The sequence below is a fragment of the Achromobacter ruhlandii genome (genome assembly GCF_002082135.1).
In the GTDB taxonomy this organism is placed as follows: Bacteria; Pseudomonadota; Gammaproteobacteria; order Burkholderiales; family Burkholderiaceae_B; genus Achromobacter; species Achromobacter ruhlandii.
Map to the genome: position 1 here is coordinate 76,159 of NZ_CP017433.1, position 24,569 is coordinate 100,727.

A 24,569-nucleotide genomic window follows, 5' to 3' on the forward strand; every position below is an offset into this window, starting at 1 on the left:
GACGGCGCCCGCCGATGCGGGCGCCGTTGGCGTTCAGACAGTGGCGGCCATTTCCAGCACTTCGTCATCGACCGGCTGGGCCTGGCCGTCGCGCAGTTCCCGCAGGTGGTCGGCCAGTTCGGCGATGGTCAGGGCGACCAGGCCATGCTGGGCCGCATAGCGCTCCAGCGCGGCGCCGCGCATCATGGTGCCGTCGGCGTTCATCAGTTCGCACAGCACGCCGGCGGGACGCAGGCCGGCCAGCGTGGCCAGGTCGACCGAACCTTCGGTGTGGCCACGGCGGGTCAGCACGCCGCCGGGCTGGGCGCGCAGCGGGAAGACGTGGCCGGGGCTGACGATGTCGTCGGCCTGCGCGGTGGGCGAGATGGCGGCGCGGATGGTGGTGACGCGGTCCACGGCCGACACACCGGTGCTGACGCCTTCGCGCGCTTCGATCGAGACGGTGAAGGCGGTGGCGAAGCGGCTCTGGTTGCGCTGGACCATGGGGGCCAGATCGAGGCGGTCGAGGGTTTCGCCGGGCAGGCACAGGCAGACGATGCCGCTGCCGTCGCGGATCAGCTGGGCCATGACGGGCACGGTCAGCTTGTCGGCGGCGACGATGAGGTCGGCTTCGTTTTCACGATCGAAGTCATCCATGAGGATGACGGGACGGCCCAGGCGCAGGTGATGCAGGGCGCGTTGCAGGCGCACGGCGAAGGGCTGGGCGGCCAGGCTGGGGATGGGGGACTGCGGGGTAAGGGTAACGTTGGACATTGAAACGCTCTCGCGAAAAAGTGGGCGAAAAACGTTTCAGGGCTAATCGACAGCCGAACGCAAACCGATTGCCCGCGCGTGTGGGGCGCGGACAGGGGGCGTGTGACGGCACATCTTCTCTCATCCGGACTGTGACCGTCGGCCCTGGCATCTCACCAGATCTGCTGACCCCGGTGTCCTCCGTGAAGGACGCCGGGCGCTCGCGGGCTCGCCAAATTGCTTGGCATACCGCCGGTGGGGAATTTCGCCCCGCCCTGAAGACGTACTGCTTGTTTGTCGTGTTAACGACATCGGGGATTTTACGCTGGTCTTGGGGGTGGTGCTGAATATGCTTATTGCGGGTGGGGTTTTGGGTGGGGGTGGGATTGGGTTCTTAAGGCGCCGGGGGTGGCGGGGCTTGGGGGGAGCGGGGCTACGATTGCGGTCCGGAGCGTTCGCTCCGGACTGCCCCTGCCTCAACCTCGTCCGCCTTCGGCTCCCTTCGGTTTCCGTTGGGCGCATCTACACGCCCCGCTCCCCCCAAAGCCCCGCCACCCCCGGCTCGGTCGGTGGTCACTTCACGGGCGTGGGGGCGGGTGGCTTGCTTGGCGTTTTGGCCAAGAGCCGGGCTGGGTCGGAGGGGGGTGCGGGGTCGCCAAAGGCGGCCGCGCGGGCGGCCTTCTTTGGCATTTGGGTGTGTTGCGTCGGGGCGGTGCCGGGTTGGCTGCCGGGCCGGCGTGGCGGCGCAGCGGCTGGCGTTTGGGATGGGCGTCGCGTGGTCTTGGTGATGGGTGGGCGGGACGGCGGTTGGCGGGTATCGCCACGGTCGCGGGTCGCATGGCGGTGGCGCGAACGTGGTTTGGGGCGGGCTGGATACCGGGTGTTGGGCGAGCGCAGGCGTTGTGGCTGTGCTGTTGGCGCCCGCGCCGCTTGCTTACTTCGTGGTTTCCGTTTGCGCGGGCGCTTCGGCCTTTTTCTTTTTCTTCTTCTTTTCGGGCAGCGCCAGCATGGTGCCGCGGCACGGCGGGGTGCCGCAGAGGCACTTGTAGCCTTCCTTCAGGGCCTTGGTGATGCGGCCGTCCAGGACCAGGCCGTAGTCGTAGGAGAGTTCCGTGCCGCGCGGGATGTCCTGCAGCGCGACGATGTAGACGCGCTTGCCGTGCTTGCCTTCCTGGGCCTCGCAGTTGGGCTCGCAGGAGTGGTTGATCCAGCGGGCGTCGTTGCCCTGGTCGCCGCCGTCGATGACGCGGCCGGAGCTGAGGGCGAAGAAGAAGGTGTGGAAGGGATCGTCGGGGTTGGTGGGGTGGCGACGGTCGGCTTCCTTGGCGCTGATGCGGGCGCCGCCGTACTCGATGATGCGGGTGCCCGCGGGAATCTTGCGGGCGGCGAAGACGCCGTTGCCGTGCAGCTTGGAGCGGCGCACGACGTACCAGGGCTTGATGGGGGTGTCTTCGGAGGTCATTGAGTGGCGGCAGTGTGGCGGTGAGACGAAACAGAATTATATCGGCGCGCTCATGACAGGATGACAGGCGTATAGTGAGCGCCGCCTTGTTTCTTTGTTTACCCGCACCATGATTGTCCGTCCGCGTCCTTCCGCGCTGGGTTTGTTCTTTGTTTTGCGCGGTTCGATCATTCCCCGCATCTTCAGCCGCATCCTGGTCATTACGCTGCTGTCGTGCGTGGTGGTGTGGATGTACCACCGCCAATGGTTCTCGCCCACGCACCTGTCGGCGGTGCCGTTCTCGCTGTTCGGGCTGGCGCTGTCGGTGTTCATGGGGTTTCGCAACAACGTCTGCTACGACCGCTGGTGGGAAGCGCGCAAGCAATGGGGCGACCTGATCGTGCAGGCCCGCAGCCTGGCGCGCGAGAGCGCGGTGCTGCTGGCGGCCAGCACCGCCAATCCGGTGCAGGAAAGGCTGGTGCGGCGCTGCATCGGCTTCGGTTATGCGCTGGCGGCGCGGCTGCGCGACCAGGACGTGCTGGAAGCGGTGCGGCCCTGGGTGCAGCCGGATGAGCTGGACACGCTGGCCGGCAACCGCAATGTGCCCGACGCGCTGCTGCTGGCGATCAACCGCGACCTGGCGGCCTGCCTGCGGCGCGGGGAATTGACCGACATCCTCTATCAGGCGCTGACCCAGCGCGTGGCGCAGTGCGCGGCAATCCAGGCGGCCTGTGAGCGCATCAAGTACACGCCGACGCCGTTCGCCTATTCGCTGCTGCTGCATCGCACGGCCTGGCTGTTCTGCCTGCTGCTGCCGTTCGGGCTGGTGGGCACGCTGGAATACCTGATGCCGGTGGCGGTCACCATCATCGCCTATACCTTCTTCGGGCTGGATGCGCTGGGCGACGAGCTGGAAGATCCGTTCGGCCTGGAGGAAAACGATCTGCCGCTGTCGGCGCTGGCGCGGGTGATCGAGATCGACCTGCTGGACGGGCTGGGCGTGCGGCCGCTGCCCGAGCCGGCGCAGCCGGTGGACTGCGTGCTGCGCTGACCTCGCCGGGGCGCCGCGCAGGCGGCGCGAAGCGCCTTGCGCGTGTCTGGGCGCGGGATGCGTTGTCTTGACCGGCCCCGGCGCGCCAGCGCGCCCACGGTTCCTGCGCGCCAGCTCCGCTGCCCGGCCGCGCTCGTTCAGGTCGTCGGCCCGTTCAGCGGCAGCATGGTTTCCTTCAGGCGGCGCAATACGAAGCAGGATTTGCTGTGGCGGATGCCGGGGATGCGGTACAGCTGCTCGCGCAGCAGCCGCTCGTAGTCGCGGGTGTCGCGCACGGCGATGCGGATGTAATAGTCGTAGTCGCCCGACACCAGGAAGGCTTCCAGCACCTCCGGAATCTGCGCCAGCGCCCGCCCGAACTCATACAGCGTTTCCTCGCTGTGGCTCTCCAGCGTGACGTGGACGATGACGGTGTCCATGAAGCCCAGGCTGGCCGGGTCGATGTCGACCGTATAGCCGCGGATCACGCCGGCGGCCTCCATGCGCTTGATGCGGTTCCAACAGGGCGTGGACGACAGGCCGACCGCCGCGCCGATGTCGTTGAGGCTGGCGCGGGCGTTCTCTTGCAGCACGCGCAAAATCGCCAAATCAAACTTGTCCAGGTTCATTTTCTTTGATTCCTCCGATCCAAAGATAAATTTACTGCGTTTGCCGGCAATGCGTGGAAAAGAAGATAAATATTCTCCCGGATTCCCAATAAGATGGATAGCATGAACGATCGCCTGCACCCCTCCGTCGCCGCCGCGCTTGCCGCCCCTGAAACTCCCCCCGCCAATGGGGCCAGGATTCTGCTGGAAACGCTGATTGCGCACGGCGTGGACACCGTGTTCGGCTATCCCGGCGGCGCCGTGCTGCCGCTGTACGACGCGCTCTACGCCGAGCCGCGCCTGCGCCACGTGCTGGTGCGCCACGAGCAGGCCGCCGTGCATGCCGCCGAGGGCTACGCCCGCACCACCGGCCGCACCGGCGTGGTGTTCGTGACCTCCGGCCCCGGTATGGCCAACACCACCTCGGGCCTGCTGGACGCCATGTGCGACTCGATCCCGGTGCTGTGCATCAGCGGCCAGGTCGCCACCAGCGCCATCGGCACCGACGCCTTCCAGGAGTGCGACGCCATTGGCATCTCGCGTTCCGTGACCAAGTGGAACACCCAGGTGCGCTCGGTGGACGACGTCGCCGCCGTCACCGCCCGCGCCTTCGAACTGACGCGCCAGGGCCGGCCCGGCCCGGTGCTGCTGGACTTCCCCAAGGACGTGCAGTTGGCCGTGCCGCGCGACGCGGACGGCGACGACTACACCCCGTCGCAGCAGAAGCTGGCGGCGCTGCGCGCGCGGCGCCAGTCGGGCAAGCTGGCGCCCAAGCTGCCGCAATCGGCGGTGCGCCGCGCCGCCGCGCTGATCGCGCAGGCCAAGCGCCCCATCTTCTACGGCGGCGGCGGGCTGGTGAACGCCGGCCCCGAGGCCTGCGCCGCCTTCACCGAGCTGGTGCGCGCCAGCGGCGCGCCCTGCACCCTGACGCTGATGGGCCTGGGGGCGTTCCCGGCTTCCGATCCGCAGTTCGTCGGCATGCTGGGCATGCACGGCACCGTCGAGGCCAACCTGGCCATGCACAACGCCGACCTGGTGGTCTGCATCGGCGCGCGCTTCGACGACCGCATCACCGGCAAGCTGTCCGAGTTCTGCCCGCATGCGCGCAAGATCCACATCGACATCGACCCCGCCTCCATCAACAAGGTGGTGCGGGTGGACGTGGCCCTGGTGGGCGACTGCCTGCCGCTGGTGCGCGCCCTGCAGGCCGAGCTGGGCGGACCGCTGGACCCGGCGCGGCTGGCGCCGTGGTGGGCGCGGGTGCAGGCCTGGCGCGCGCAGGACTGCCTGGGCTATACCCCGGCGGCCGACGCCATCCTGCCGCAGCACCTGATGTCGCGCCTGAACGCGGCGCTGGCGGGTCGCGACGCCATCGTCTCGACCGACGTCGGCCAGCACCAGATGTGGGCCGCGCAGTATCTGCGCTTCGACCAGCCGTACCGTTGGCTCACCTCCGGCGGCGCCGGCACCATGGGCTACGGCGTGCCGGCCGCCATCGGCGCGCAGGTCGCGCATCCGGACAAGACCGTGGTGTGCGTCAGCGGCGACGCCTCGGTGCTGATGAACATCCAGGAGCTGTCCACCGCCATGCAGCACCAGGCGCCCGTCAAGGTCGTGCTGTGCAACAACGGCTACATGGGCATGGTGCGCCAGTGGCAGGAACTGATCCACGGCGGCCGCTACAGCCACAGCTACAACGCCTCGCTGCCCGACTTCGTGGCGCTGGCGCGGGCCTTCGGCTGGGGCGCGGCGCGGGTCGAGGACCCGGCGCAACTGGACGCGGCGCTGGCCGAATGCCTGGCGCACGACGGCCCCTACTTCCTCGACGTGGCGGTGACGGCGCAGGAGAACTGCTTCCCCATGATGCCGGCCGGCCATGGCCATCACAAGATGATGCTGGCCGAAGGCGTCTGGTACCAGGACGAGACGACCTGAGCCGGCGGCGATTGCCGGGCAGACGGACATCCCTGCCGGGACCGCCGGAATGATGAAGGGGCCCTTTGCGGGCCCCTTCGTTTTTGCCGCACGGCCAGCGCGCTGTCAGAACTGGATCGACAGGCCGCCGTCCACCACCAGCACGTGCCCGTTCACGTACGAGGCCGCCTTCGACGCCAGGAACACCGCGGCGCCGGCGATCTCCTCCGGCTCGCCCCAGCGCCCGGTCGGGTTGCGGGCCGCGATGCGCGGGCCGACCGCCGGGTCGGCCACCATCTGCGCATTGGTCTCGGTGGCAAAGGTGCCCGGCGCGATCGCGTTGCTGGTGATGCCGCGCCCGCCGAACTCCGCCGCCAGCGCCCGCACCATGCCGGTCAGGCCCTGCTTGGCGGCCGGATAGACGGCGTCGCCGGCGCGCGCCAGCTCGCCCACCACCGAGGTGATGGCGATCAGGCGGCCGCCGCCCTGGCGCGCCATGCGTTCGGCGGCGTGCTTGGCCAGCAGGATGCCGGCCACCAGGTCGGTGTCGATCAGCTCGCGGATCTCGGCGGCGCTAGTGTCGGCCAGCGTCTTGCGGTTGCGCGCGCCGACGTTGTTCACCAGGATGTCCAGGCGGCCATGTTCGGCGTCGATGCGCGCGAACGCCCGCACCATGGCGGCGTCGTCGCTGACGTCGAAGGCCAGCGCGTGCGCGTCCAGGCCGTCGGCGCGCAGCGCGGCGGCGGTGCTTTCCGCGGCCTGCTCGTTGCGGCCGTTGATCAGCACGCGCGCGCCGCAGCCTGCCAGCGCGCGGGCGATACAGAAGCCCAGCCCGCGGGCCGAGCCGGTCACCAGCGCGACCTGGCCGCTTAGGTCGAAGTTGCGCAGATAGGGTAAGGATGTCGTCATGGTCGCGGCTCGGTTCATTCGCGGAATTCGGGCGCCCAGTGCAGCAGCCGCCGTTCCAGCCAGGTCACGCAGTACACCAGCGCGATGCCGACGATGGACAACAGCGTGACCGCCGCGAACATGTCGGTGGCGTTCAGTGTAGCCAGCGCGGTGATCATCAGGTAGCCCATGCCGGTGGTGGAGCCGACGAACTCGGCTAGCACCACGCCGATCAGCGCGAAGCTGATGGCGTTGGGCAGCGCGGCGAAGGTCCAGGCGGCGGCGGTCGGGATGCGCACGCGCCACAGGATCTGGCGCGGCGATCCCCCCAGCGTGCGGCAGAAGTCCACCAGCTCGCGCTCGACGCTGCGCCCGCCCTTGTAGGTGTTGAAGAACACCAGGAAGAACACCACGAACCACGAGGTCACCACCTTGGACGCCAGCCCCAGCCCGAAGAACATGGTGATGAGCGGCACGAAGGCGATGCGCGGCATTGAGTTGAAGGCCACGATGAACGGGTTGAACACGTCCGCCAGGAAGCGGCTGCGGCTCAGCGTCATGCCGACGATGAAGCCGCTGCCCACGCCCACCACCAGCCCGACCAGCGTGGCCTGCAGCGTCAGCCACAGGTGCGGCCAGACCGAGCGCGGCCCGGGCTGCAGCCATTCCCACAGCCGCACCGCCACGCGCGACGGCTGGCTGATGAAGAACGGATCGAACAGCGTGTTCTGGGTGAACCACGGGATGCGCGTCAGCGTTTCCCAGGAGCCGAGGATGAGGGCCAGGATCAGCACCTGCCACAAGGTGATGCGCAGGCGCCGCCGCGCGCTGGCGCGGCGGTCCAGCCGCAACTGGTCCTGCAGGGTATCGGTGAATTCGGGAGCGGTCATGGCGGAATCAGGCGGCGGCGCGGAACTGCTGGCCCAGCACGCTCCAGAGGCTTTGCACGTGGGTGACGAACTGCGGCGTCTCGCGCAGGGTGAAGACGTCGCGCGGATGCGGGATGGCGATGCGCTCGTCCAGCAGCACGCGGCTGGGCGGGCCGGACAGCACCACCACGCGATCCGACAGCAGGATGGCCTCGTCCAGGTCGTGCGTGACCAGCACCACGGTCTGGCCCAGCTTGCGCCAGATCTCCATCAGCTCGCGGTGCAGGTGGGTCTTGGTGTGCGTATCGAGCGCGCCGAATGGCTCGTCCAGCAGCAGGATGCGCGGCTCCACCGCCAGGCTCATCAGCAGCGCCACGCGCCGCCGCATGCCGCCCGACAGTTGGTGCGGAAAGGCGTCGGCGAAGGCCGTCAGGTGGCCCAGCTCCAGCAGCTCGGCCACCCGGCTGGCGATGCGCGCGGCCGGCACGCCCTGGAACTTCAGGCCCAGCGCCACGTTCTTCCTGACGCTGAACCACGGCAGCAGCGTGTCCTTCTGGAAGATGTAGCCCAGCGCCGGCGGCACCTGGCCGTCGACCACCCGTCCGTCCACCACGATGCGGCCGGTGGTGGGCGGCAGGAAGCCGGCGATCATGTTCAGCAGCGTGCTCTTGCCGCAGCCCGAGGGGCCGACGATCGACACGAACTCGCCCGCCGCGATCTCCAGGCTGACCTCGCCCACCGCGTGGGTGGTGCCCTGGCGCGTCTGGTAGGCCTTGCCCACCCGGTCCAGCGTGATCATCGCTAGCTCCGCGCGCGGCGCACGAAGCGCATGTCGACACACTTGTCGTACGGCACCGTCTTGATCTCGTCGTTCGAGAACTGGCGGCCGTCGCCCATGATGGCGGTCATGCGGTTGTAGGCGTCCTCGGTGATGACGTTGTCCCCCAGGAACACCGTGTCCTTGTACACGCCCAGCGTCTTCTCGATGGCGGCGCGCGGGAAGGCGTTCAGGTAATCGTCGTAGATCACGTCGGCGATCTCGGCGGCGCTGTGGGCGGTGATGAAGTTCTGTGCCTTCACCAGGCCGGTGACGAAGGCCTGCACGGTTTCCGGCCGCTTCTGGATGGTGTCCTGCAGCGTCAGCGCGGCGATGCCCGGCACGTCGCCGCCCATGAATTCGTTCCACGAGGCCTCGGTGGTGGCGTCGAAGATCGGCACGCCCCAGCCTTCCTGCCGGGCCTGCTCCATCATCGACATGGTGGCCATGCTGGCGGCCACCGAGCCGGTCTTGAGCGCGCCCAGCATGGTGGCCAGGTCGCCCAGGGGGCGGATATCGACCTTGTCGGCCACGCCGGCCTTCTGCATCAGGTACAGCGCCATCAGCCAGGTGCTGGACTGCGGCTGGGTCGCGCCCACGCGCTTGCCGGCCAGGTCCTTGAGCGACTTGATCTTGCCGCTGTCGAAATCCTCGCGCCGCACGATGACGTTGGCGTAGGTCAGCTTGCGATCGAAGCCGAACACCAGCGCGGCCGGCTTGCCGGCCAGCGTCAGCGCCGGCGCGGCGGTGGCGGCCGTGGCGCCGAAGGCGATCTGGCCGGCCGCCAGCAACTGGTTGGTGCGCGGGCCGCTCTGCGAATTCAGGTACTCGACTTCCAGCCCCGCTTCGCCGAAGTAACCCTTCTTGAGCGCCACGTAGCCGGCCGCGAAGAACGGGTCGATGCTGCCCTGCCCGTAGACCACGCGGCCCAGCTTGGGCTGGGCGAAGGCGACGCGGCCGCCGATCAGGGTGACGCCGGCCAGCGCCCCGGTTGCGGCCAGCACGCGGCGGCGGGTGGTGAAGTGGGGGCTCGTGCTCATGTCTTCCTCGGTCTCGATCGGGTGTGGTTGTTTGGCGTCAACAATACCGCAGCGGCGCCTGCCGTCCAACAATGGAAAACGCCCGGTTGCCCGGGCGTTCTCGTCGTGCCACGCAAGTGTAGACCGTGGCGGCTTATGCCGCGGTCTTCTTGGGCGCGGCCTTCTTCACGGCTTTCTTGGCGGTGGTCTTGGTCGCCGTCTTGGTGGCCGTTTTCGTGGCGGTCTTGGTGGCGGACTTCTTCACCGCGGCCTTCTTGGCCGGCGCCTTCTTCGCCGCCGTCTTGGTGGCGGCGCCGGCGGTCTTGGCCGGGGCGCGGCCGCGGCCGGGTTTCTCCGGACGCGGTTCGAACTCGAAGCCGATCTTGCCGTCGGGCTGGCGCACCAGGAAAGCCTTGAACTTGCGGTTGGTGCGGCTGGACACGAAGCCGTCGAGCAGGTCGGTGCGGCCGTCGGTCAGCAGCTTTTCCATCTGCTCGCGCGAGATTTCCTGCTGCAGGATGACCTTGCCCGAGCGGAAGTCGCAGCTCTTTTCAGGGCCGACAGACTTTTCGCAGACGTAGCTCATGCCGTGCTCGAACACGCGCGACTGGCACTTGGGGCAGGTGCCCACCGGCGTGTGGCCGGAGAAGTCCACTGCCTCGTTGTCGTCCTCGTCGTTCTGGCCGAAGTCGAATTCCAGCTTGTACTCGTCGCTGATGCGCAGGATGGCGGCGAACGGCCGGCCCATCTTGCTGATGAAGCCCTGCAGCGGACCGATCTCGCGCTTGGCCAGCAGTTCCTCGACTTCCGGCAGCTCGAAGGTGCGGCCGCCCGGGTGCTTGCCGATCGAGAAGTCGCAGTTGGTGCAGGCAAAGCGGCGGTAGTTTTCCTTGACCACCCCGCCGCACTTGGGGCACGGCGTCTGCAGCGTGGCGTAGTCGCCGGGCACCGTGTCGCGCTCGTATTCCTTGGCGCGCTTGACGATCACCTGCGTCATCTGGGCGATCTCGCGCATGAAGGCCTGGCGGTCCAGCGCGCCCTGCTCGATCTGCTTGAGCTTGTGTTCCCATTCGCCGGTCAGCTCGGGCGAAGTCAGTTCCGACACGTCCAGGCCCGACAGCAGCGTCATCAACTGGCGCGCCTTGGCGGTCGGCACCAGGTCGCGGCCCTCGCGGCGCAGGTAGACCTCGTTGAGCAGGCCTTCGATGATGGCCGCGCGGGTGGCCGGCGTGCCCAGGCCGCGCTCGGACATGGCCTCGCGCAGTTCCTCGTCGTCCACCAGCTTGCCGGCGCCTTCCATGGCCGACAGCAGCGTGCCTTCGTTAAAGCGCGCCGGCGGTTTGGTGGTCAGGCCCACGGCTTCGACGTCCTCGGTGCGCACGGTCTCGCCGTCGCCCACCGGCACCAGGTTGGCGTCCTCGCCCTGGGCTTCCTTGCCGTACACGGCCAGCCAGCCCGGATTGACCAGCACCTTGCCGTCGGTGCGGAAGCGATGCCCCTGCACTTCGGTCATGCGGGTGGTGACGCGGTATTCGGCGGCCGGGAAGAACACGGCCAGGAAGCGCTTGAGCACCAGGTCGTAGAGCTTGGCCTCGGCCTCGCTCAGGTCGTGCGGGATCTGCAGCGTCGGGATGATGGCAAAGTGATCCGACACCTTCTTGTTGTCGAAGATGCGGCGGTTCGGCTTGACCCAGTGCTGGCTGACCACGGTCTCGGCATGGCGCGACAGCCCGCCGACGGCGTTCGAGCCGCCCTTGGCCAGCGCGCGCATGGTTTCCTGCACCGTGCCGATGTAGTCCTCGGGCAGATAGCGCGAATCGGTACGCGGGTAGGTCAGCGCCTTGTGGCGTTCGTACAGGGTCTGGGCCAGCGCCAGGGTGGTCTTGGCCGAGAAGCCGAAGCGGCCGTTGGCCTCGCGCTGCAGCGAGGTCAGGTCGTACAGGGCCGGCGACATCTGGGTCGACGGCTTGGATTCCTCGGTGACGCTGCCCGGCTGGTCGCGGCAGGCGGCCACCACGCTCTGGGCGGCGGCCTGCGACCACAGGCGCGACTCGCGCTTCTCGGGGTCGCGCTCGTCCTTCTTGAAGTCCGGATCGATCCAGCGGCCTTCGTACAGGCCGGCGGCGGCCACGAAGGTGGCGCGCACTTCCCAGTAGTCGCGCGGCACGAAGCGGCGGATGCGTTCCTCGCGCTCGGCCACGATGGCCAGCGTGGGGGTCTGCACCCGGCCCACCGGCGTCTTGAAGAAGCCGCCGTCCTTGCTGTTGAAGGCGGTCATGGCGCGGGTGCCGTTGATGCCCACCAGCCAGTCGGCCTCGGCGCGCGAGCGGGCGGCGGCCTCCAGCGGCTTGAGCTGGCTGTCGTCGCGCAGGTTGGCGAAGGCCTCGCGGATGGCGGCCTGCGTCATGGATTGCAGCCACAGGCGCTGGATCGGCTTTTTCACGCCCGCATACTGAATGATGTAGCGGAAGATCAGTTCGCCCTCGCGCCCCGCGTCACAGGCGTTGATGATGGCATCAACGTCCTTGCGCTTGGCCAGGCGCACCAGCAGCTTGAGGCGCTCGGCGGATTTCTTGTCGGTCGGCCCCAGCTCGAATTCAGGCGGAATTACCGGCAGGTGCGTGAAGCTCCATTTCCCCTTGACCGGATCGTTGGGCGCGACCAAGCTAAGCAAATGCCCGATGCTGGACGCCAGTACGTAACGTTCGCTTTCAAAATAGTCGCCCTCGCGCGCAAAGCCTCCCAAGGCGCGTGATATATCAAGGGCCACCGAGGGCTTCTCGGCAATAATCAGCGTTTTATTCATGTGTATCCAGTGGCGGCAGTCCCGCCGTAGTAGCGCGGATAATAAGATCGGAGTTTCGCGAGATGCAAGTCGGCATTGAACGGCAAGTGGGATCGGAACTTCACGCATGGCGCCAATTCCTGGCGCGCAGCACCCTCTGGCTGGGGGTCCTGCTGCTCGGTAGCGCCGCCATCTGCTGGGTCGCGGCGAACTGGCAGGACATGACAAAAATCCAGCGCTTCGCCGGCACGCAGGGCCTGCTGGCCCTGACCGCGCTGGCGGCCGCGTGGACCGGTTTGCGCCTGCGCGCCACCCCTGGCGTGCGCCGCAGCATTCCCGGCGCGCTGCTGGCCCTGGCCGGCATCCTGCTCGGCGCCCTGCTCGCGTTATTAGGCCAAACTTACCAGACTGGCGCCGATACCTGGGAATTGTTCGCCTGGTGGGCGGTCCTGCTGCTGCCGTGGGCATTGGTGGCGGCCAGCCAGGCCGTCTGGCTGCTGTGGGCGCTGGTGACCAACGTCGCCCTGGTCCTGTGGCTGGGCGAGCGCGCCTTCACCTGGTGGCTGATCCTGGGCGGTCCCCAGATCGCCAGCCTGATCGTGGCCGCCTGGAACCTGCTGTTGCTGCTGGGCTGGGAACTGGCGGCGCGCCGCTGGCGCGCCAGCACCTTGGTCGGACCGCGGGTCCTGGCGGCGCTGGTGATCAGCGCGCTGGTGACGGCGCTGGTGTTCGGCCCCATGGTGACGGTGCTGGTGATCGGCAACGGCCTGTCGCGCGGCCTGGGCTCCGTCAACAGCCTGGCCTGGATCGCGGTGACGCTGGGCCTGGGTTTCTATTACCAGCGCGGCCGCCGCGACCTGGTCATCCTGGCCATGCTGGTGGCCGGCGTCATCTGCGTCTCGCTGCGGGTGGTAGGCGAATGGCTGCTGCGCCTGGAACCCGGTATCTGGGCGGCCCTGCCGCTGGCGGCACTGCTGATGGCCGAGGCCGTCTGGGCGGCGCGCTGGCTGCGCGGACTGGCCGCCGGGCCGCGGGCGGCCGTCGCGGCCCCGGCCGATGCCGAGCCCGCCGCCGCCTCGGCCGGCAACGCGGTCGATCCCGGCGAGGCCGGCGAACCCGTGGCGCAACTGGCGCCGCCCGCCGTGCCGCACACCGAGCCGCCCTGGTACGTGCAATGCATCCTGGCGCTGAGCGCCTGGCTGTCGACGGTGCTATTGCTGGCGTTTGTGGCCTTCTCGGGCATGATCAATTCAGAGGAAGGCGCGCTGGTGGCCGGCCTGGTGCTGTGCGCCGCCGGCGTGGCCGTGCTGCGCAGCGACGCCGGCCCGTTCTGGCGCCAGTGCGGCACCGCCATGGCCTTCGCCGGGCAGATCCTCATCATCTACGGCATGTCCAGCTCGACCTCGTTCGCCAGCGCCTGCCTGTTCGTGCTGCTGATGGCCACGGCGGTGTACGCGCTGGGGCCGGACGTGATCCTGCGCTTCCTGAGCGGCGGGCTGATCGCCCTGGCCGGCGCCGGCCTGATCTGGCGCATCCTGGCGCCCGAGCTGCTGCGCGAGGACATGCTCGACTCCCTGCTGTATCTCGACATGGCCCGCGCCGCCTTCGTCTGGCTGCCGATTGCCGTGACCGGCGCCTGGGCCACGGCGGTGATCCTGACCCTGGCGCACCGGCTGGGCGGCAAGCGCGGCCATGCGCTGCAACCGCTGGCCTGGGCCTTCCTGCTGTCGGTGCAAGGCATGGTGTGGCTGGCCAGCGGCCTGTCGGTGCTGCAACTGCCGGCCATGTGGCAACTGCACGCGCAGACCGCCGTGCTGGTATGCGCGGGCGCGCTGCTGCCAGCGGCGGCGGCAATGGCGGTGCTGTGGCCGCGCCGCCAGGTGCTGACGGGCGGCGTCACCTGGGGTGTGCCCATCGCCCTGCTGCTGCTGGCGCTGTTCTGGCTGCCCAGCCCCGGCGTGGGCTTCGCGCTGGCCTGGCTGCTGCTGGGCTTCGGCCTGAACCAGCCGCGGGTGGCGCTGTTCGGCGTCTTCAGCCTGCTGGCTTACCTGGGCGTCTATTACTACCAGCTGGACGTGCCGCTGCTGCAGAAGTCCTTGTGGCTGGGCGGCGGCGCCGTGCTGCTGTTCGTGCTGCGGGGGCTGGTGTGGCTGGTGCCGCGCTTGATGCGCACCCAGGAGCCGTCGCGCCGCGCGCCGCTGCCGCCGGTCTCGCCGGCCCTGCGCTGGCGCACCCTGGCGATCCTGGGCGGCCTGGCGCTGGTGCTGGTGGTGGCCAACGGCAGTATCTGGCAGCGCGAAAAGCTGCTGGCCAACGGCAGGCTGGTGATCCTGGAATTGGCGCCGGTCGACCCGCGCTCGCTGATGCAGGGCGACTACATGGCGCTCAACTTCGCCGCCGGGCGCGAAGTCACCCGGCTGCGGTTGAGCGGCGAGCGCCGGGACACGGAGGACGCCGTCATGGGCGAAGCGTCCGACGGCTACGTCATGCTGACCGGCGATTCGCGCGGCGTGTACCAGCCCGTGCGCATCCAGACCGACGCCAAGCCGCATGGCGACGGCGAAGTGCCGCTGCGCTATCGCGTGCGCGACAACCAGGTGCGTATCGTCACCAATGCCTATTTCTTCCCTGAAGGCCAGGCCAAGCGCTATGAGGTCGCCAAGTTCGGCGAACTGCGCGTGGCCGAGAACGGCGAGGCCCTGCTGGTGCGCATGCTGGGCGAGGATCTGCAGCCGTTGTAGGGATCACAGGTCGGCGGCGCTCCACCCGGCGTGATGTTGCCGGGTGGCCGTCGGCCATGCATCGGAACGGACGTCTCGGCACGCGCGATTGCACTGCCCGTGACGGCTGCCGGCTCCTGCCGGCCATGCCGGATCAGGGCAGCGGAAAGCGCGCGGCCCAGCGCGCCGTCGCCTCGCGCAGGAAGGCCGCCGTGTCCGGCGCGTCCAGCGGCGCGAATCCCAGCGCGCGCCAGGCGCCTTGCAGCGACGCCAGCGGCGCGCTCGTGTCGATGGCCGGGGCGCCGTTCTGCTTGGACAGCTTCAGGCCGCTGGCGGGGTCCAGGATCAGCGGCACGTGCAGATAGCGCACTGGCGGCAGGCCCAGCAGCCGGCCCAGCACGCGTTGGCGCGCGGTCGAACTGAGCAGGTCGGCGCCGCGCACCACGTCGGTCACGCCCTGCGCGCCATCGTCCACCACCACCGCCAGTTGATAGGCCCACAGGCCATCCGCGCGCTTCACGGCGATGTCGCCCACTGCCCGCGCCACGTCCTGCTCCTGCGGCCCCAGCCAGCGGTCCTCGAAACGCTCCACCCCTTCCGGCATGATCACGCGCCAGGCGCGCGCCTCGCGTCCGGGCGCCAGGCCGTGGCGGCAGGTGCCGGGGTATGGGCGTTCACCGTCCGCGCCCGGCGCCGCCTGGCCGCGCAGCGCCGAATCGGCGATCTCGCGGCGGGTGCAGCCGCAGCCATAGACCAGCCCGCGCGCGGCCAGCGCGTCGAAGGCCGCCTGATAGGCGTCGCCGCGTTGCGATTGCCAGACGATGTCGCCATCCCAGCGCAGGCCCAGGGCCTCCAATTGGCCCATGATGGTCTCGGCCGCGCCGGGCACCGTGCGCGGCGTGTCCACGTCCTCGATGCGCAGCAGCCAGCGGCCGTGGTGGGCGCGCGCATCCAGCCAGCTGGCCAGCGCGGCCACCAGCGAGCCCGCGTGCAACGGGCCGCTGGGGCTGGGGGCGAAGCGGCCGGTGTAGGTCACGGGATGGCGAAGCGGAGCAAGGGGGTTGCGGCGTGGCGACGCCGCGCGCAGGAAGCGCGCGCGTCGCGGGGATACGAACGCCGGCCGGAGCCGGCGCCGTCAGTGCAGCAAGCGCGTGCCGTCTTCGTCCAGCAGCTCTTCCAGGACCAGGTTGTCGATCTCGGCTTCCTGGCTCCAGAGAACCATGAGGGCGATGATCTTGATCTTGGAGAGCGGCACGGGCGATTCCGGCGCCGCCAGACCCCGGTCGATGACGATCTCGCGCAAGGGCGCGGGCAGCACGCCGGCCGATTCCAGGAAGGCGATGAAGCCAATGGATTCGGAGCCGAGCTGCTGGTATTCGTTATCGGTGTAGATCCGGGTACCGGTGGCGGGGGCTTGGGCGAGATCGACGCAGCGTTCGGTGGTTTCGGCCAGGCCGTAGAGCCAGCCGAGCGCGTCATCGATGTCCTCGTGCTCGAACCCGGCGGCGGCCAGCCGTTTGGCCAGCACGTCAGCGGCGGGACAGGCTTGCGGCGTGTAGTAATTCTCGTACAGGTAAACCAGGATATCGAACATATGGCGCAGTCTTGTGCCTGTTTGCACAGTCGGCCCGCATATCGGCAGACCAGCAAACATGAATTTTACTTTACGCTGATTTATTTGCCCGGGCAACCGCCGGAAAGACTGGGAACGGGGGGCGTAGTGGCCTTGCGACAGTCATGAAAACCGCGCGGAAAGGCTGACAGAATAAGGGGTTGCGCGATGTGGCCGGGGCGGACTGCCGGGGTCCGCCCCTCTTTAATACCCCTACGCTTCAGACGGTTTTCGGCGCCGTTTCCAGTTTCAGCTGCGCCAGCTGGCGGATGAACACCGGAATGCAGATGGCCAGTCCGATCAGCCCGCTGGTCAGCCCCGGCAGGATGGTCAGCAGCGCGCCCAGCGTGCACAGCCAGCGCTCCCAGCTCTTCATGCCCACCAGCATGTAGCGCGAGAACGCCGCCGACAGCAGCACCAGCCCCACCATGCAGCCGAACAGCGTCACGAAGAAGTCGTACCACGTGAAGCCCTGCACCGAGATCAGCAGCGACGGCGAGAACACGAACACGAACGGCACGATCAGCTTGGTGATGCCCAGCCGGAACGCGGTATTGCCGGTCTTGAAGGGATCGCTGCCCGCCATGCCCGCCGCCGCGTAGGCCGCCAGCGCCACCGGCGGCGTGATGTCGGCCAGGATGCCGAAATAGAACACGAAGAAGTGCGCCGCGATCGGCTGCACCCCCAGCTGCACCAGCGTCGGCGCGGCCACCGCCACCATGATCAGGTAGTTGGCGGTGGTGGGAATGCCGCAGCCCATCAGGATGCAGACGATGCCCGTCATGATCAGCGCCGCGACCAGCGTCAGCGACTGGGCGTTGGCGATGGTCTCGGGAATGATCGCGCCCGCCACGCCGGCGATCGATTGCGCCGCCGAGATCACGATGTACGAGATCTTGAAGCCCACGCCCGTCAGCGTCACCACGCCGATCACGATGCCCACGGTGCCGGCCGCCGCGCCCACCGCCAGCGCGTACTTGGCGCCGGTCTCGAAGGCTTCGTACAGATCGCGCCAGTGCAGCCGCTGGAACGGATTGAGCAGGCCCACGATGATGCAGCCCGTGATGCCGGCAAACGCCGCCAGGTACGGCGTGCGGCCGCTGGCCAGCACGCCGATCAGCAGGATGAGCGGAATCAGCGTCGGCCAGCGCATCTTGAACGACTGCTTCAGCTTGGGCATTTCCTCGGCCGTCAGGCCGCGCAGGCCCTCGCGCTTGGCCTCGAAGTGCACCTGCATGAACATGCCGAAGAAATACAGAAAGGCCGGGAAGATGCCCGCAATCGCGATCTGCTGGTACGGAATGCCCAGGAACTCGATCATCAGGAACGCCGCCGCGCCCATGATCGGCGGCGTGATCTGGCCGCCGGTGCTGCTGGCCGCCTCCACCCCCGCCGCGAAGTGGCGCGGATAGCCGATGCGGATCATCGCCGGGATGGTCAGCGAGCCCACCGTCACGGCGTTCGCCACCGACGACCCCGACAGCATGCCGAACATGGCCGACCCGAACACCGACACCTTGGCCGGGCCGCCGGCATAGCGTCCGGCGATGGTGGACGCCACGTCCAGGAACAACTGGCCCAGGCCGATGCGCGTGGCCAGCACGCCGAACAGCACGAAGTGGAACACGTAGGTCGCCACCACGCCCACCGCCACGCCGTACACGCCCTGGCTGGTCAGGTACATGTGGTTGACGATCTGCGACCACGTATTGCCCGCGTGCTGCAGCAGCCCGGGGAAATACGGCCCGAAGGCGGCATAGGCCATGAACACCAGCGCGATGATCGGCAGCGGCCAGCCCATGGCGCGGCGCGTGGCCTCCAGCAACCCGATCAACAGAATCGAGCCCATCAGCACGTCGATCGGCAGCGGGTTGCCGACGCGGAACGCCAGGTCCTCGAAAATGTAGGGGATGTACAGCACCGACAACGCCAGCGCGATGGCGATGATCCAGTCATACAGCGGCACGCCGCCCGGCGCGTACCAGGTGGACTTCGGCTCGCGCTGGTAGTGCGCCTTGGAAAAGCCGAACACCAGGAAGATCAGGCTCAGCACGAACGCCAGGTGCACGCCGCGATGCGTGGCTTCGCGCAGCAGGCCGAAGCCGGCGGTGTAGTAGTGGAACAGCGACAGCGCCACCAGCAGGCCCGAGACGATCCAGGTGGCGCTCTTGTGCAGCGGCCGGAAGCGGATCTCGGAATCGTACTTTTCCGCCAGCTGCTGTGTTTTCTCGTGGTCTATTTCCATAGCCGTGTTTCTCAGGTGAATCGCGAACAGGGCCGCCCGAGGCGGCCCTGTGCAAGCGCGGCGCCGGCGGCCGCGCGCTTCCCGATGGGAATGGATCGGCGCTTACTTCAGCAGGCCGATTTCCTTGTAGAACTTCTCGGCGCCCGGATGGAACGGGATGCCCGCGCCCTTGACCGCGTTGTCGCGGGTGATGAGCTTGCCCTTGGCGTGGCCGTTGTCCAGGGTCTTGCGGGTGGCGTCGCTGTACAGCGCCTTGGTGACGTCATACACCACCTGCTCGGACAGCTTGGCCGACGTGACCATCTGCGCGTTGACCGAGATGGTCTTGACCTCGGGCAGATTCTGGTAGGTGTTGGCCGCGATGGTGTCGGGCGTGAAGAATTCCTGCTTGGCGCGCAATGCGTCGATTTCCGGGCCGACCAGCGACACCAGTTCGATGTTGCCGGAGGACGCCAGTTCGGCGATGGCGCCAGCCGGCGCGCCGCCCACGAAGAAGAACGCATCCAGGCCGCCGTCCTTGAGCTTGTCGCCGGCCTGGTTGGGCTTGAGGTACTCGGCCTTGACGTCCTTGTCGGTCATGCCATAGGCGCCCAGGATCAGGCGCACGTCCACCAGCGTGCCGGAACCCGGCTCGTCCATCGAGACGCGCTTGCCCTTCAGGTCGGCCACGCTCTTGATGCCCGCGCCCTTGCGCGTCACCAGGTGGATGCTCTCCGGATACAGCGTGGCGATCAGGCGCAGGTCCTGCGCCTTGGGCTTGCCTTCGAAGGTGCCGGTGCCGCTGTAGGCCCAGAACGCCACGTCCGACTGCGTGAAGCCGGCTTCGAACGAACCGCCCATGATGCCGTTGATGTTGGCCACCGAACCGTTGGAGGCGACCGCGGTGGCGATCAGCTTGCCGGGTTGGGACACGGCGTTGGCGATGATGCCGCCGATGGGGTAGTAGGTGCCGGCGGTGCCGCCGGTGCCGATACGGAAGAACTGCTGGGCTTGCGCGGCCCCGGTCGCGCCGACAGCGGCGGCGGCCATGGCCAGGGTGGCGATCCAATTCCTGAGTTTCATGCGAGCTTCTCCGTTATGAGTGGAAGTAACCTATTGTTGTGTTGAAATTCTGGCACGCCACCCGCCCTGCGCCAATGGCCTGGAAGCTATCGTTTACCAGGGGTTGCCGCAGTGCGGAAACGTCAACGGTCCGGCGTGGGCCATCGCGCGCGGCGGCGGTTCACGGTTACGCCGCAGGTTTGATCACGGAGCTATTCGATGTCCCAAGAAGTCATACGCGGCATTGCGCTGCCCCCGCCCGCCCAGGCCGGCGATCCCCTGGCCAGCGTCGACACGCCCAGCCTGGTGCTGGACCTGGCCGCGTTCGAGGCCAACCTGCGCGCCATGCAGGCCTGGGCCGACCGCCACGAGGTCGCGCTGCGGCCCCACGCCAAGGCCCACAAATGCCCCGAGATCGCGCGCCGCCAGCTGGCGCTGGGCGCGCGCGGCATCTGTTGCCAGAAGGTCAGCGAGGCCGTGCCCTTCGTGGCCGCCGGCATCACCGACATCCACATCAGCAACGAAGTGGTCGGCCCGGCCAAGCTGCGCCTCTTGGCCCAACTGGCGCGCGCCGCCAAGCTCAGCGTCTGCGTCGACAATGCCGCCAACCTGGCGCGGATCTCGCAGGCCATGGCCGCGGCCGGCGCCGAGATTGACGTGCTGGTGGAAGTGGACGTGGGCCAGGGCCGCTGCGGCGTGTCCGACGACGCCACCGTGCTGGCGCTGGCGCAGCAGGCGCGCGACCTGCCGGGCGTGACCTTCGTCGGCCTGCAGGCCTATCACGGCTCGGTGCAGCACTTGCGCACCCGCGAAGAACGCGCCGCCGTCTGCCGCCAGGCCGCGCGCATCGCCGCGTCGTATCAACTGCTGCTGCGCGAGAGCGGCATCGCCTGCGACATCATCACCGGCGGCGGCACCGGCAGCGCCGAATTCGATGCCGCCAGCGGCGTCTACACCGAACTGCAGGCCGGTTCCTACGCCTTCATGGACGGCGACTACGGCGCCAACGAATGGGACGGCGCGCTCGCCTTCCAGAACAGCCTGTTCGTGCTGTCCACCGTGATGAGCACCCCAGCGCCGGACCGCGTCATCCTCGACGCCGGCCTGAAGTCCACCACCGCCGAATGCGGCCCGCCCGCGATCCACGGCGCCCAGGGCTTGCAATACGCCGCCATCAACGACGAACACGGCGTGGTGCGCGTGGCGCCCGACGCGCAGCCGCCGGCGCTGGGCGACACGCTGCTGCTGGTGCCGTCGCACGTCGATCCCACCTTCAACCTGCACGACGGGCTGGTGGTGTATCGAGACGGCATCGTGCAGGACATCTGGGAGATCTCGGCGCGCGGGTTCTCGCGCTGATGGCGGCCGCGCCGATCGTGATGGAGCCGTTGTCCTTCGATTGGAAGACGCCGCTGCCGGAACTGCTGGACGCGTTGCGGCAGGCGTATGCGGCGCGCTACCCGGCCCTGGCCGCCGCGCGGCTCGATGCGCTGCGCGCGGCGTTGCGCGATGACCGCGCCGACGACTTCCTGCCGCCGCTGGGCCAGGAACTGGAAGCGCAGGGGCTGGCGTTGATCGAGCAGGACGAAGACGACGACGCCATCCATCTGCTGATCGTGCCTCTGGCCGATGTTAGTGACGCGCTGGCGCGGATCGCGGCACAGGGCCGACAAGGTACGCGGCATCGGCAGGACGGCGCCCCGCAAGGCGCGCCGGCGGCATTGCCGCGCCCCGCTTCCGGTCCGCTGGCGCAGCCTGGCGATTATCTGGACATGGCGCAGTGCGTCCCGCTGGCGCCGGGCTGGGCATGCATGGCCAACCGTGACACGGCGGCGCCGCAACTGGTGGACCTGCATGATTGGCCGGCCTTGCGCGAGGTTGGCGGCAAGTTCCAGCCGCATCGCGGCCTGCTGGCGTCGGCCGTTGCCGCCAACGGCGTCCATGCCTGGATCGAGCAAGGCCCAGACGGCATCGCCAGCACGCCCTATGCCCACCTGCTGCGCGCGCCCCGGGTCGAGGCCGCGCCGCTCAACCGTCCCGGCCTTGCGCTGCCGCCGCGCGCGGCGCAGGCGCAGCGCCGCACGCCCGAATTCAGCCTGGGCTTCGCGGGCGACGACCTGCTGCTGGTGGATCGCGGCATGGTGTTCGTGTACCGGGGCTTTGCCGCGCAGGACGAAGCGGCCGCCATCGAGCCGGCACTGCTGTACACCGCGCCGCCGCAGCGCCGCCCCGTCAGCGACCGCTCGGCGGTGATCCAGACGCCCGACGGCCGCGCCTGCGTGCTGTGCCGTGGCCAGCTTCTGCGGTGGCGCGGCGGCCAGTTGCATCCCCTGGCATTGCGCTATCCCGAGGCGGCATCGGGGGATCTCTCGCATCCCGTCGCCTGCGGCAGCGGCGCCATCGCCTGGCTGGAAGACGACGCGCTTTGCCACGCGGACCTGGACGCCCTTGCCGTCAGCCGCCATGCGCCGCAACAGATGCCCGCCGGCGGCATGATCCTGCAGTCCCTGCCGCAAGGCTGGCTGCTGCTGGGCCACTGGCATGCGCCGCACCGCAGCCTGGATCTGGGCCAGTTGTGGCATCCCGATTCCGGCCAGGTCCTGCGCATCCGCCACGGCGCGCTCGATCTGGATAGCGGCATCCAGCGCGCGTGGATTTTGCCGGATGGCGGGGTGGTCGTTGGGGGACAACTGCGTCACGTGCGCCTGGGTCGCTTCGACGCATTGTTGGGCCGATTGCCAGCCGCTTGACCCTCGGCGGCCGGGCCATGGCCGCCGCCAGGATCCACGCGCCCTATCCGGCCAGGTCCGTCATCCCCAGGAACTGCCGCAGCTCCGGCGTGGCCGGCGCGGTGAACAATTCCTCCGGCGGCCCGATCTCGTGCACGCGCCCCTGGTGCATGAACACCACGCGGTCGCACACCTCGCGCGCAAAGCGCATCTCGTGCGTCACCATCAGCAGCGTCATGCCGTCGGCGGCCAGCTCGCGCACCACCGCCAGCACCTCGTTGACCAGCTCCGGGTCCAGCGCCGACGTGATCTCGTCGCACAACAGCGCCAGCGGCTGCATCGCCAGGGCGCGCGCGATCGCCACGCGCTGCTGCTGCCCGCCCGACAATTCCTCGGGCCACGCATCGAACTTGTGTGCCAGCCCCACCCGCGTCAGCATCGCCCGCGCCAGGTCGGCGGCCTGGTCCTGCGGCATGCGCTTGGCCACCATCGGCGACAGCATTACGTTGCGCCCCACCGTCAGGTGCGGGAACAGGTTGAACTGCTGGAAGATCATGCCCACCTTCAGCCGCAGCGCGCGCAACCGCAACTCGTCGTCGCCCAGTTGCGCGTCCGCCACCATGATGGCGCCGCTGTCGATCTGCTCCAGCCCGTTCACGCAGCGCAGCAGCGTGCTCTTGCCGGAACCGCTTTTGCCGATGATGGCGATGACCTCGCCGGGCTCGACGCGCAACGTCACCCCTTTCAGGACTTCGTTGTCGCCGAACTTCTTGCGGACGTCTTCAAGGGCGATGAGGGGCATGCAACTTCCTTTCCAGCAGCAGGCTGAGGCGCGACAGGGGCCAGCACAGCGCGAAATAGATCAGCGCGGCGCAGGCATAGACAGTGAAGGGGCTGAAGGTGGCGTTGGTGATCACCGTGCTGGCCTTGGACAGCTCGGTGAAACCGATGATGGAGGTGAGCGCCGTGCTCTTGACGATCTGCACCGCGAAACCGACGGTCGGCGCCACCGCGATGCGCAGCGCCTGCGGCAGCACCACGTAGCGCATCTGCTGCACGTAGCCCAACGCCAGGCTGGCCGAGGCTTCCCACTGGCCTTTCGGAATCGCTTCCACGCAGCCGCGCCAGATCTCGGCCAGGAACGCGCCCGACCACAACGTCAGCGCCGCGCCCGCGGCCAGCCACGGCGGCACCTCGACCCCGGCCAGCGACAAGCCGAAGAACGCCAGGAACAACTGCATCAGCAGCGGCGTGCCCTGGAACAGTTCGATATACGCCCAGCTCACGCGCCGCAGCAGCGCCACGCGCGAGGTCCGCATCATCAGCGCCAGCATGCCCATCAGCGCGCCGCCGGCAAACGCCACCAGCGACAGCACGACGGTCCAGCGCGCCGCCAGCAGCAGGTTGCGGACAATGTCCCAGGTTGTGAACTCGATCATCGCGCCGCCTTGCGGAACAACCGCCTGCCCGTCATGCGCAGCAACTGGCGCAACAACACCGCCAGCACCAGATAGATGCCGGTGGTCACGAAATACACCTCGAACGCGCGGAAGTTGCGCGACTGGATGAAATTGGCCGCGAACGTCAGGTCCTCGGCCGCGATCTGCGAACACACCGCCGACCCCAGCATCACGATCACGATCTGCGACGACAGCGCCGGCCAGATGCGCGCCAATGCGGGTTTCAGCACCACATGGCGGAACACCTGCAAGCGCGTCATCGCCAGGCTGGCGCCGGCCTCGTACTGGCCCTTGGGCGTGGCGTCGATGCCGGCGCGGATGATCTCGGCGCTGTAGGCGCCCAGGTTCAGCGCCATCGCCAGGCAGGCCGCCTGCATCTCGCTGAACTGCACGCCCAGCGACGGCAGCCCGAAAAACACGAAAAACAACTGGATCAGGAACGGCGTGTTGCGCACCACCTCCACATAGGCGGTGACCGGCGCGCGCAGCCAGCGCGGCCCCTGCGTGCGGGCCCAGGCGCAGGCGATGCCCAGCGCCACGCCCGCCACCGCGCCAAACGCGATCAGCTCGACCGTCACGCCAATGCCCTTGATGAGCACCGGCGTGTAGTCGAACACGGAAGCGAAGTTGAATTGATAAGCCATGAACAGCGCTCCGGC

20 protein-coding genes and 1 riboswitch are annotated in these 24,569 nt (G+C 68.6%); of the genes, 5 read left to right on the forward strand and 15 right to left on the reverse strand.

Annotated elements, in window-relative coordinates:
• Positions 1 to 33: 33 nt before the first annotated feature.
• Both ribB and AruCF_RS00330 read right to left on the reverse strand, forming a co-directional pair.
• Positions 34 to 753 (reverse strand): 3,4-dihydroxy-2-butanone-4-phosphate synthase, encoded by a 720-nt coding sequence (gene ribB / locus AruCF_RS00325; protein WP_049070402.1) that lies wholly within the window; start codon positions 751 to 753, stop codon positions 34 to 36.
• Positions 754 to 861: 108 nt separating this feature from the next.
• A riboswitch (FMN riboswitch) is annotated at positions 862 to 1,019 on the reverse strand.
• A gap of 647 nt (positions 1,020 to 1,666) precedes the next feature.
• Positions 1,667 to 2,194 carry an SET domain-containing protein gene (locus tag AruCF_RS00330; RefSeq protein WP_047992388.1) on the reverse strand — a complete coding sequence of 176 codons (528 nt, stop codon included), beginning with the start codon at positions 2,192 to 2,194 and terminating at the stop codon, positions 1,667 to 1,669.
• Positions 2,195 to 2,303: 109 nt separating this feature from the next.
• On the opposite strand from AruCF_RS00330, the gene AruCF_RS00335 reads away from it, so the two are divergent.
• Positions 2,304 to 3,224 (forward strand): bestrophin family protein, encoded by a 921-nt coding sequence (locus AruCF_RS00335; RefSeq protein ID WP_049077357.1) that lies wholly within the window; start codon positions 2,304 to 2,306, stop codon positions 3,222 to 3,224.
• A 137-nt stretch (positions 3,225 to 3,361) separates the two neighbouring features.
• On the opposite strand, the gene AruCF_RS00340 is transcribed toward AruCF_RS00335, so the two are convergent.
• The gene (locus tag AruCF_RS00340) at positions 3,362 to 3,832 is read right to left on the reverse strand and encodes an Lrp/AsnC family transcriptional regulator (RefSeq protein WP_006389474.1); all 471 of its coding nucleotides are present in this window, start codon (positions 3,830 to 3,832) and stop codon (positions 3,362 to 3,364) included.
• Between the two features lie 93 nt (positions 3,833 to 3,925).
• Here AruCF_RS00340 and ilvB point away from each other — a divergent pair, with 93 nt between their 5' ends.
• Positions 3,926 to 5,746, forward strand: a complete 1,821-nt coding sequence (ilvB, locus tag AruCF_RS00345; protein WP_144419057.1) for a biosynthetic-type acetolactate synthase large subunit — start codon at positions 3,926 to 3,928, stop codon at positions 5,744 to 5,746.
• 105 nt (positions 5,747 to 5,851) lie between these two features.
• On the opposite strand, the gene AruCF_RS00350 is transcribed toward ilvB, so the two are convergent.
• From AruCF_RS00350 to AruCF_RS00370, 5 genes are all read right to left on the reverse strand, one after another.
• A complete protein-coding gene (locus AruCF_RS00350; RefSeq protein WP_080977284.1) occupies positions 5,852 to 6,634 on the reverse strand; it encodes an SDR family oxidoreductase in 783 nt (260 codons plus the stop codon).
• Positions 6,635 to 6,648: 14 nt separating this feature from the next.
• Positions 6,649 to 7,503: an ABC transporter permease gene (locus AruCF_RS00355; protein ID WP_049070406.1), complete on the reverse strand. Its 855-nt coding sequence runs from the start codon at positions 7,501 to 7,503 to the stop codon at positions 6,649 to 6,651.
• A 7-nt stretch (positions 7,504 to 7,510) separates the two neighbouring features.
• The gene (locus AruCF_RS00360) at positions 7,511 to 8,281 is read right to left on the reverse strand and encodes an ABC transporter ATP-binding protein (protein WP_020925717.1); all 771 of its coding nucleotides are present in this window, start codon (positions 8,279 to 8,281) and stop codon (positions 7,511 to 7,513) included.
• A gap of 2 nt (positions 8,282 to 8,283) precedes the next feature.
• Complete coding sequence (locus tag AruCF_RS00365; RefSeq protein WP_049070409.1) at positions 8,284 to 9,339, reverse strand: ABC transporter substrate-binding protein; 1,056 nt, start codon at positions 9,337 to 9,339, stop codon at positions 8,284 to 8,286.
• Positions 9,340 to 9,472: 133 nt separating this feature from the next.
• The gene (locus AruCF_RS00370; RefSeq protein ID WP_049070411.1) at positions 9,473 to 12,124 is read right to left on the reverse strand and encodes a DNA topoisomerase III; all 2,652 of its coding nucleotides are present in this window, start codon (positions 12,122 to 12,124) and stop codon (positions 9,473 to 9,475) included.
• Between the two features lie 62 nt (positions 12,125 to 12,186).
• On the opposite strand from AruCF_RS00370, the gene AruCF_RS00375 reads away from it, so the two are divergent.
• On the forward strand, positions 12,187 to 14,844 hold the full coding sequence (locus AruCF_RS00375; protein ID WP_049070412.1) for a GDYXXLXY domain-containing protein: 2,658 nt from the start codon (positions 12,187 to 12,189) through the stop codon (positions 14,842 to 14,844).
• Between the two features lie 133 nt (positions 14,845 to 14,977).
• Here AruCF_RS00375 and gluQRS read toward each other — a convergent pair whose 3' ends face one another.
• The 4 genes from gluQRS to AruCF_RS00395 form a co-directional block, all read right to left on the reverse strand.
• On the reverse strand, positions 14,978 to 15,859 hold the full coding sequence (gene gluQRS, locus AruCF_RS00380; RefSeq protein ID WP_049070414.1) for a tRNA glutamyl-Q(34) synthetase GluQRS: 882 nt from the start codon (positions 15,857 to 15,859) through the stop codon (positions 14,978 to 14,980).
• A gap of 99 nt (positions 15,860 to 15,958) precedes the next feature.
• On the reverse strand, positions 15,959 to 16,417 hold the full coding sequence (locus AruCF_RS00385) for a Smg family protein (RefSeq protein WP_049070415.1): 459 nt from the start codon (positions 16,415 to 16,417) through the stop codon (positions 15,959 to 15,961).
• 238 nt (positions 16,418 to 16,655) lie between these two features.
• Entirely contained in the window at positions 16,656 to 18,680 is a 2,025-nt protein-coding gene (locus AruCF_RS00390; protein ID WP_049070417.1) for a TRAP transporter permease, read from the reverse strand.
• 102 nt (positions 18,681 to 18,782) lie between these two features.
• Entirely contained in the window at positions 18,783 to 19,742 is a 960-nt protein-coding gene (locus tag AruCF_RS00395; RefSeq protein ID WP_006389462.1) for a TAXI family TRAP transporter solute-binding subunit, read from the reverse strand.
• A gap of 198 nt (positions 19,743 to 19,940) precedes the next feature.
• On the opposite strand from AruCF_RS00395, the gene AruCF_RS00400 reads away from it, so the two are divergent.
• On the forward strand, positions 19,941 to 21,080 hold the full coding sequence (locus AruCF_RS00400; protein ID WP_049070418.1) for a DSD1 family PLP-dependent enzyme: 1,140 nt from the start codon (positions 19,941 to 19,943) through the stop codon (positions 21,078 to 21,080).
• The gene (locus tag AruCF_RS00405; protein ID WP_049070419.1) at positions 21,080 to 22,471 is read left to right on the forward strand and encodes a DUF6630 family protein; all 1,392 of its coding nucleotides are present in this window, start codon (positions 21,080 to 21,082) and stop codon (positions 22,469 to 22,471) included. The genes AruCF_RS00400 and AruCF_RS00405 overlap by 1 nt, the downstream gene beginning before the upstream one ends.
• 43 nt (positions 22,472 to 22,514) lie before the next feature.
• Here the strand turns inward: AruCF_RS00405 and AruCF_RS00410 are convergent, their stop codons facing one another.
• The 3 genes from AruCF_RS00410 to AruCF_RS00420 are packed head-to-tail and all read right to left on the reverse strand — an operon-like array spanning position 22,515 to position 24,554.
• On the reverse strand, positions 22,515 to 23,252 hold the full coding sequence (locus AruCF_RS00410) for an amino acid ABC transporter ATP-binding protein (protein ID WP_006389458.1): 738 nt from the start codon (positions 23,250 to 23,252) through the stop codon (positions 22,515 to 22,517).
• Positions 23,233 to 23,889, reverse strand: a complete 657-nt coding sequence (locus tag AruCF_RS00415) for an amino acid ABC transporter permease (protein WP_024067353.1) — start codon at positions 23,887 to 23,889, stop codon at positions 23,233 to 23,235. The genes AruCF_RS00410 and AruCF_RS00415 overlap by 20 nt, the downstream gene beginning before the upstream one ends.
• Positions 23,886 to 24,554: an amino acid ABC transporter permease gene (locus tag AruCF_RS00420; protein ID WP_049070422.1), complete on the reverse strand. Its 669-nt coding sequence runs from the start codon at positions 24,552 to 24,554 to the stop codon at positions 23,886 to 23,888. Before AruCF_RS00420 ends, AruCF_RS00415 begins: the two co-directional genes overlap by 4 nt.
• Between the last annotated feature and the right edge of the window lie 15 nt (positions 24,555 to 24,569).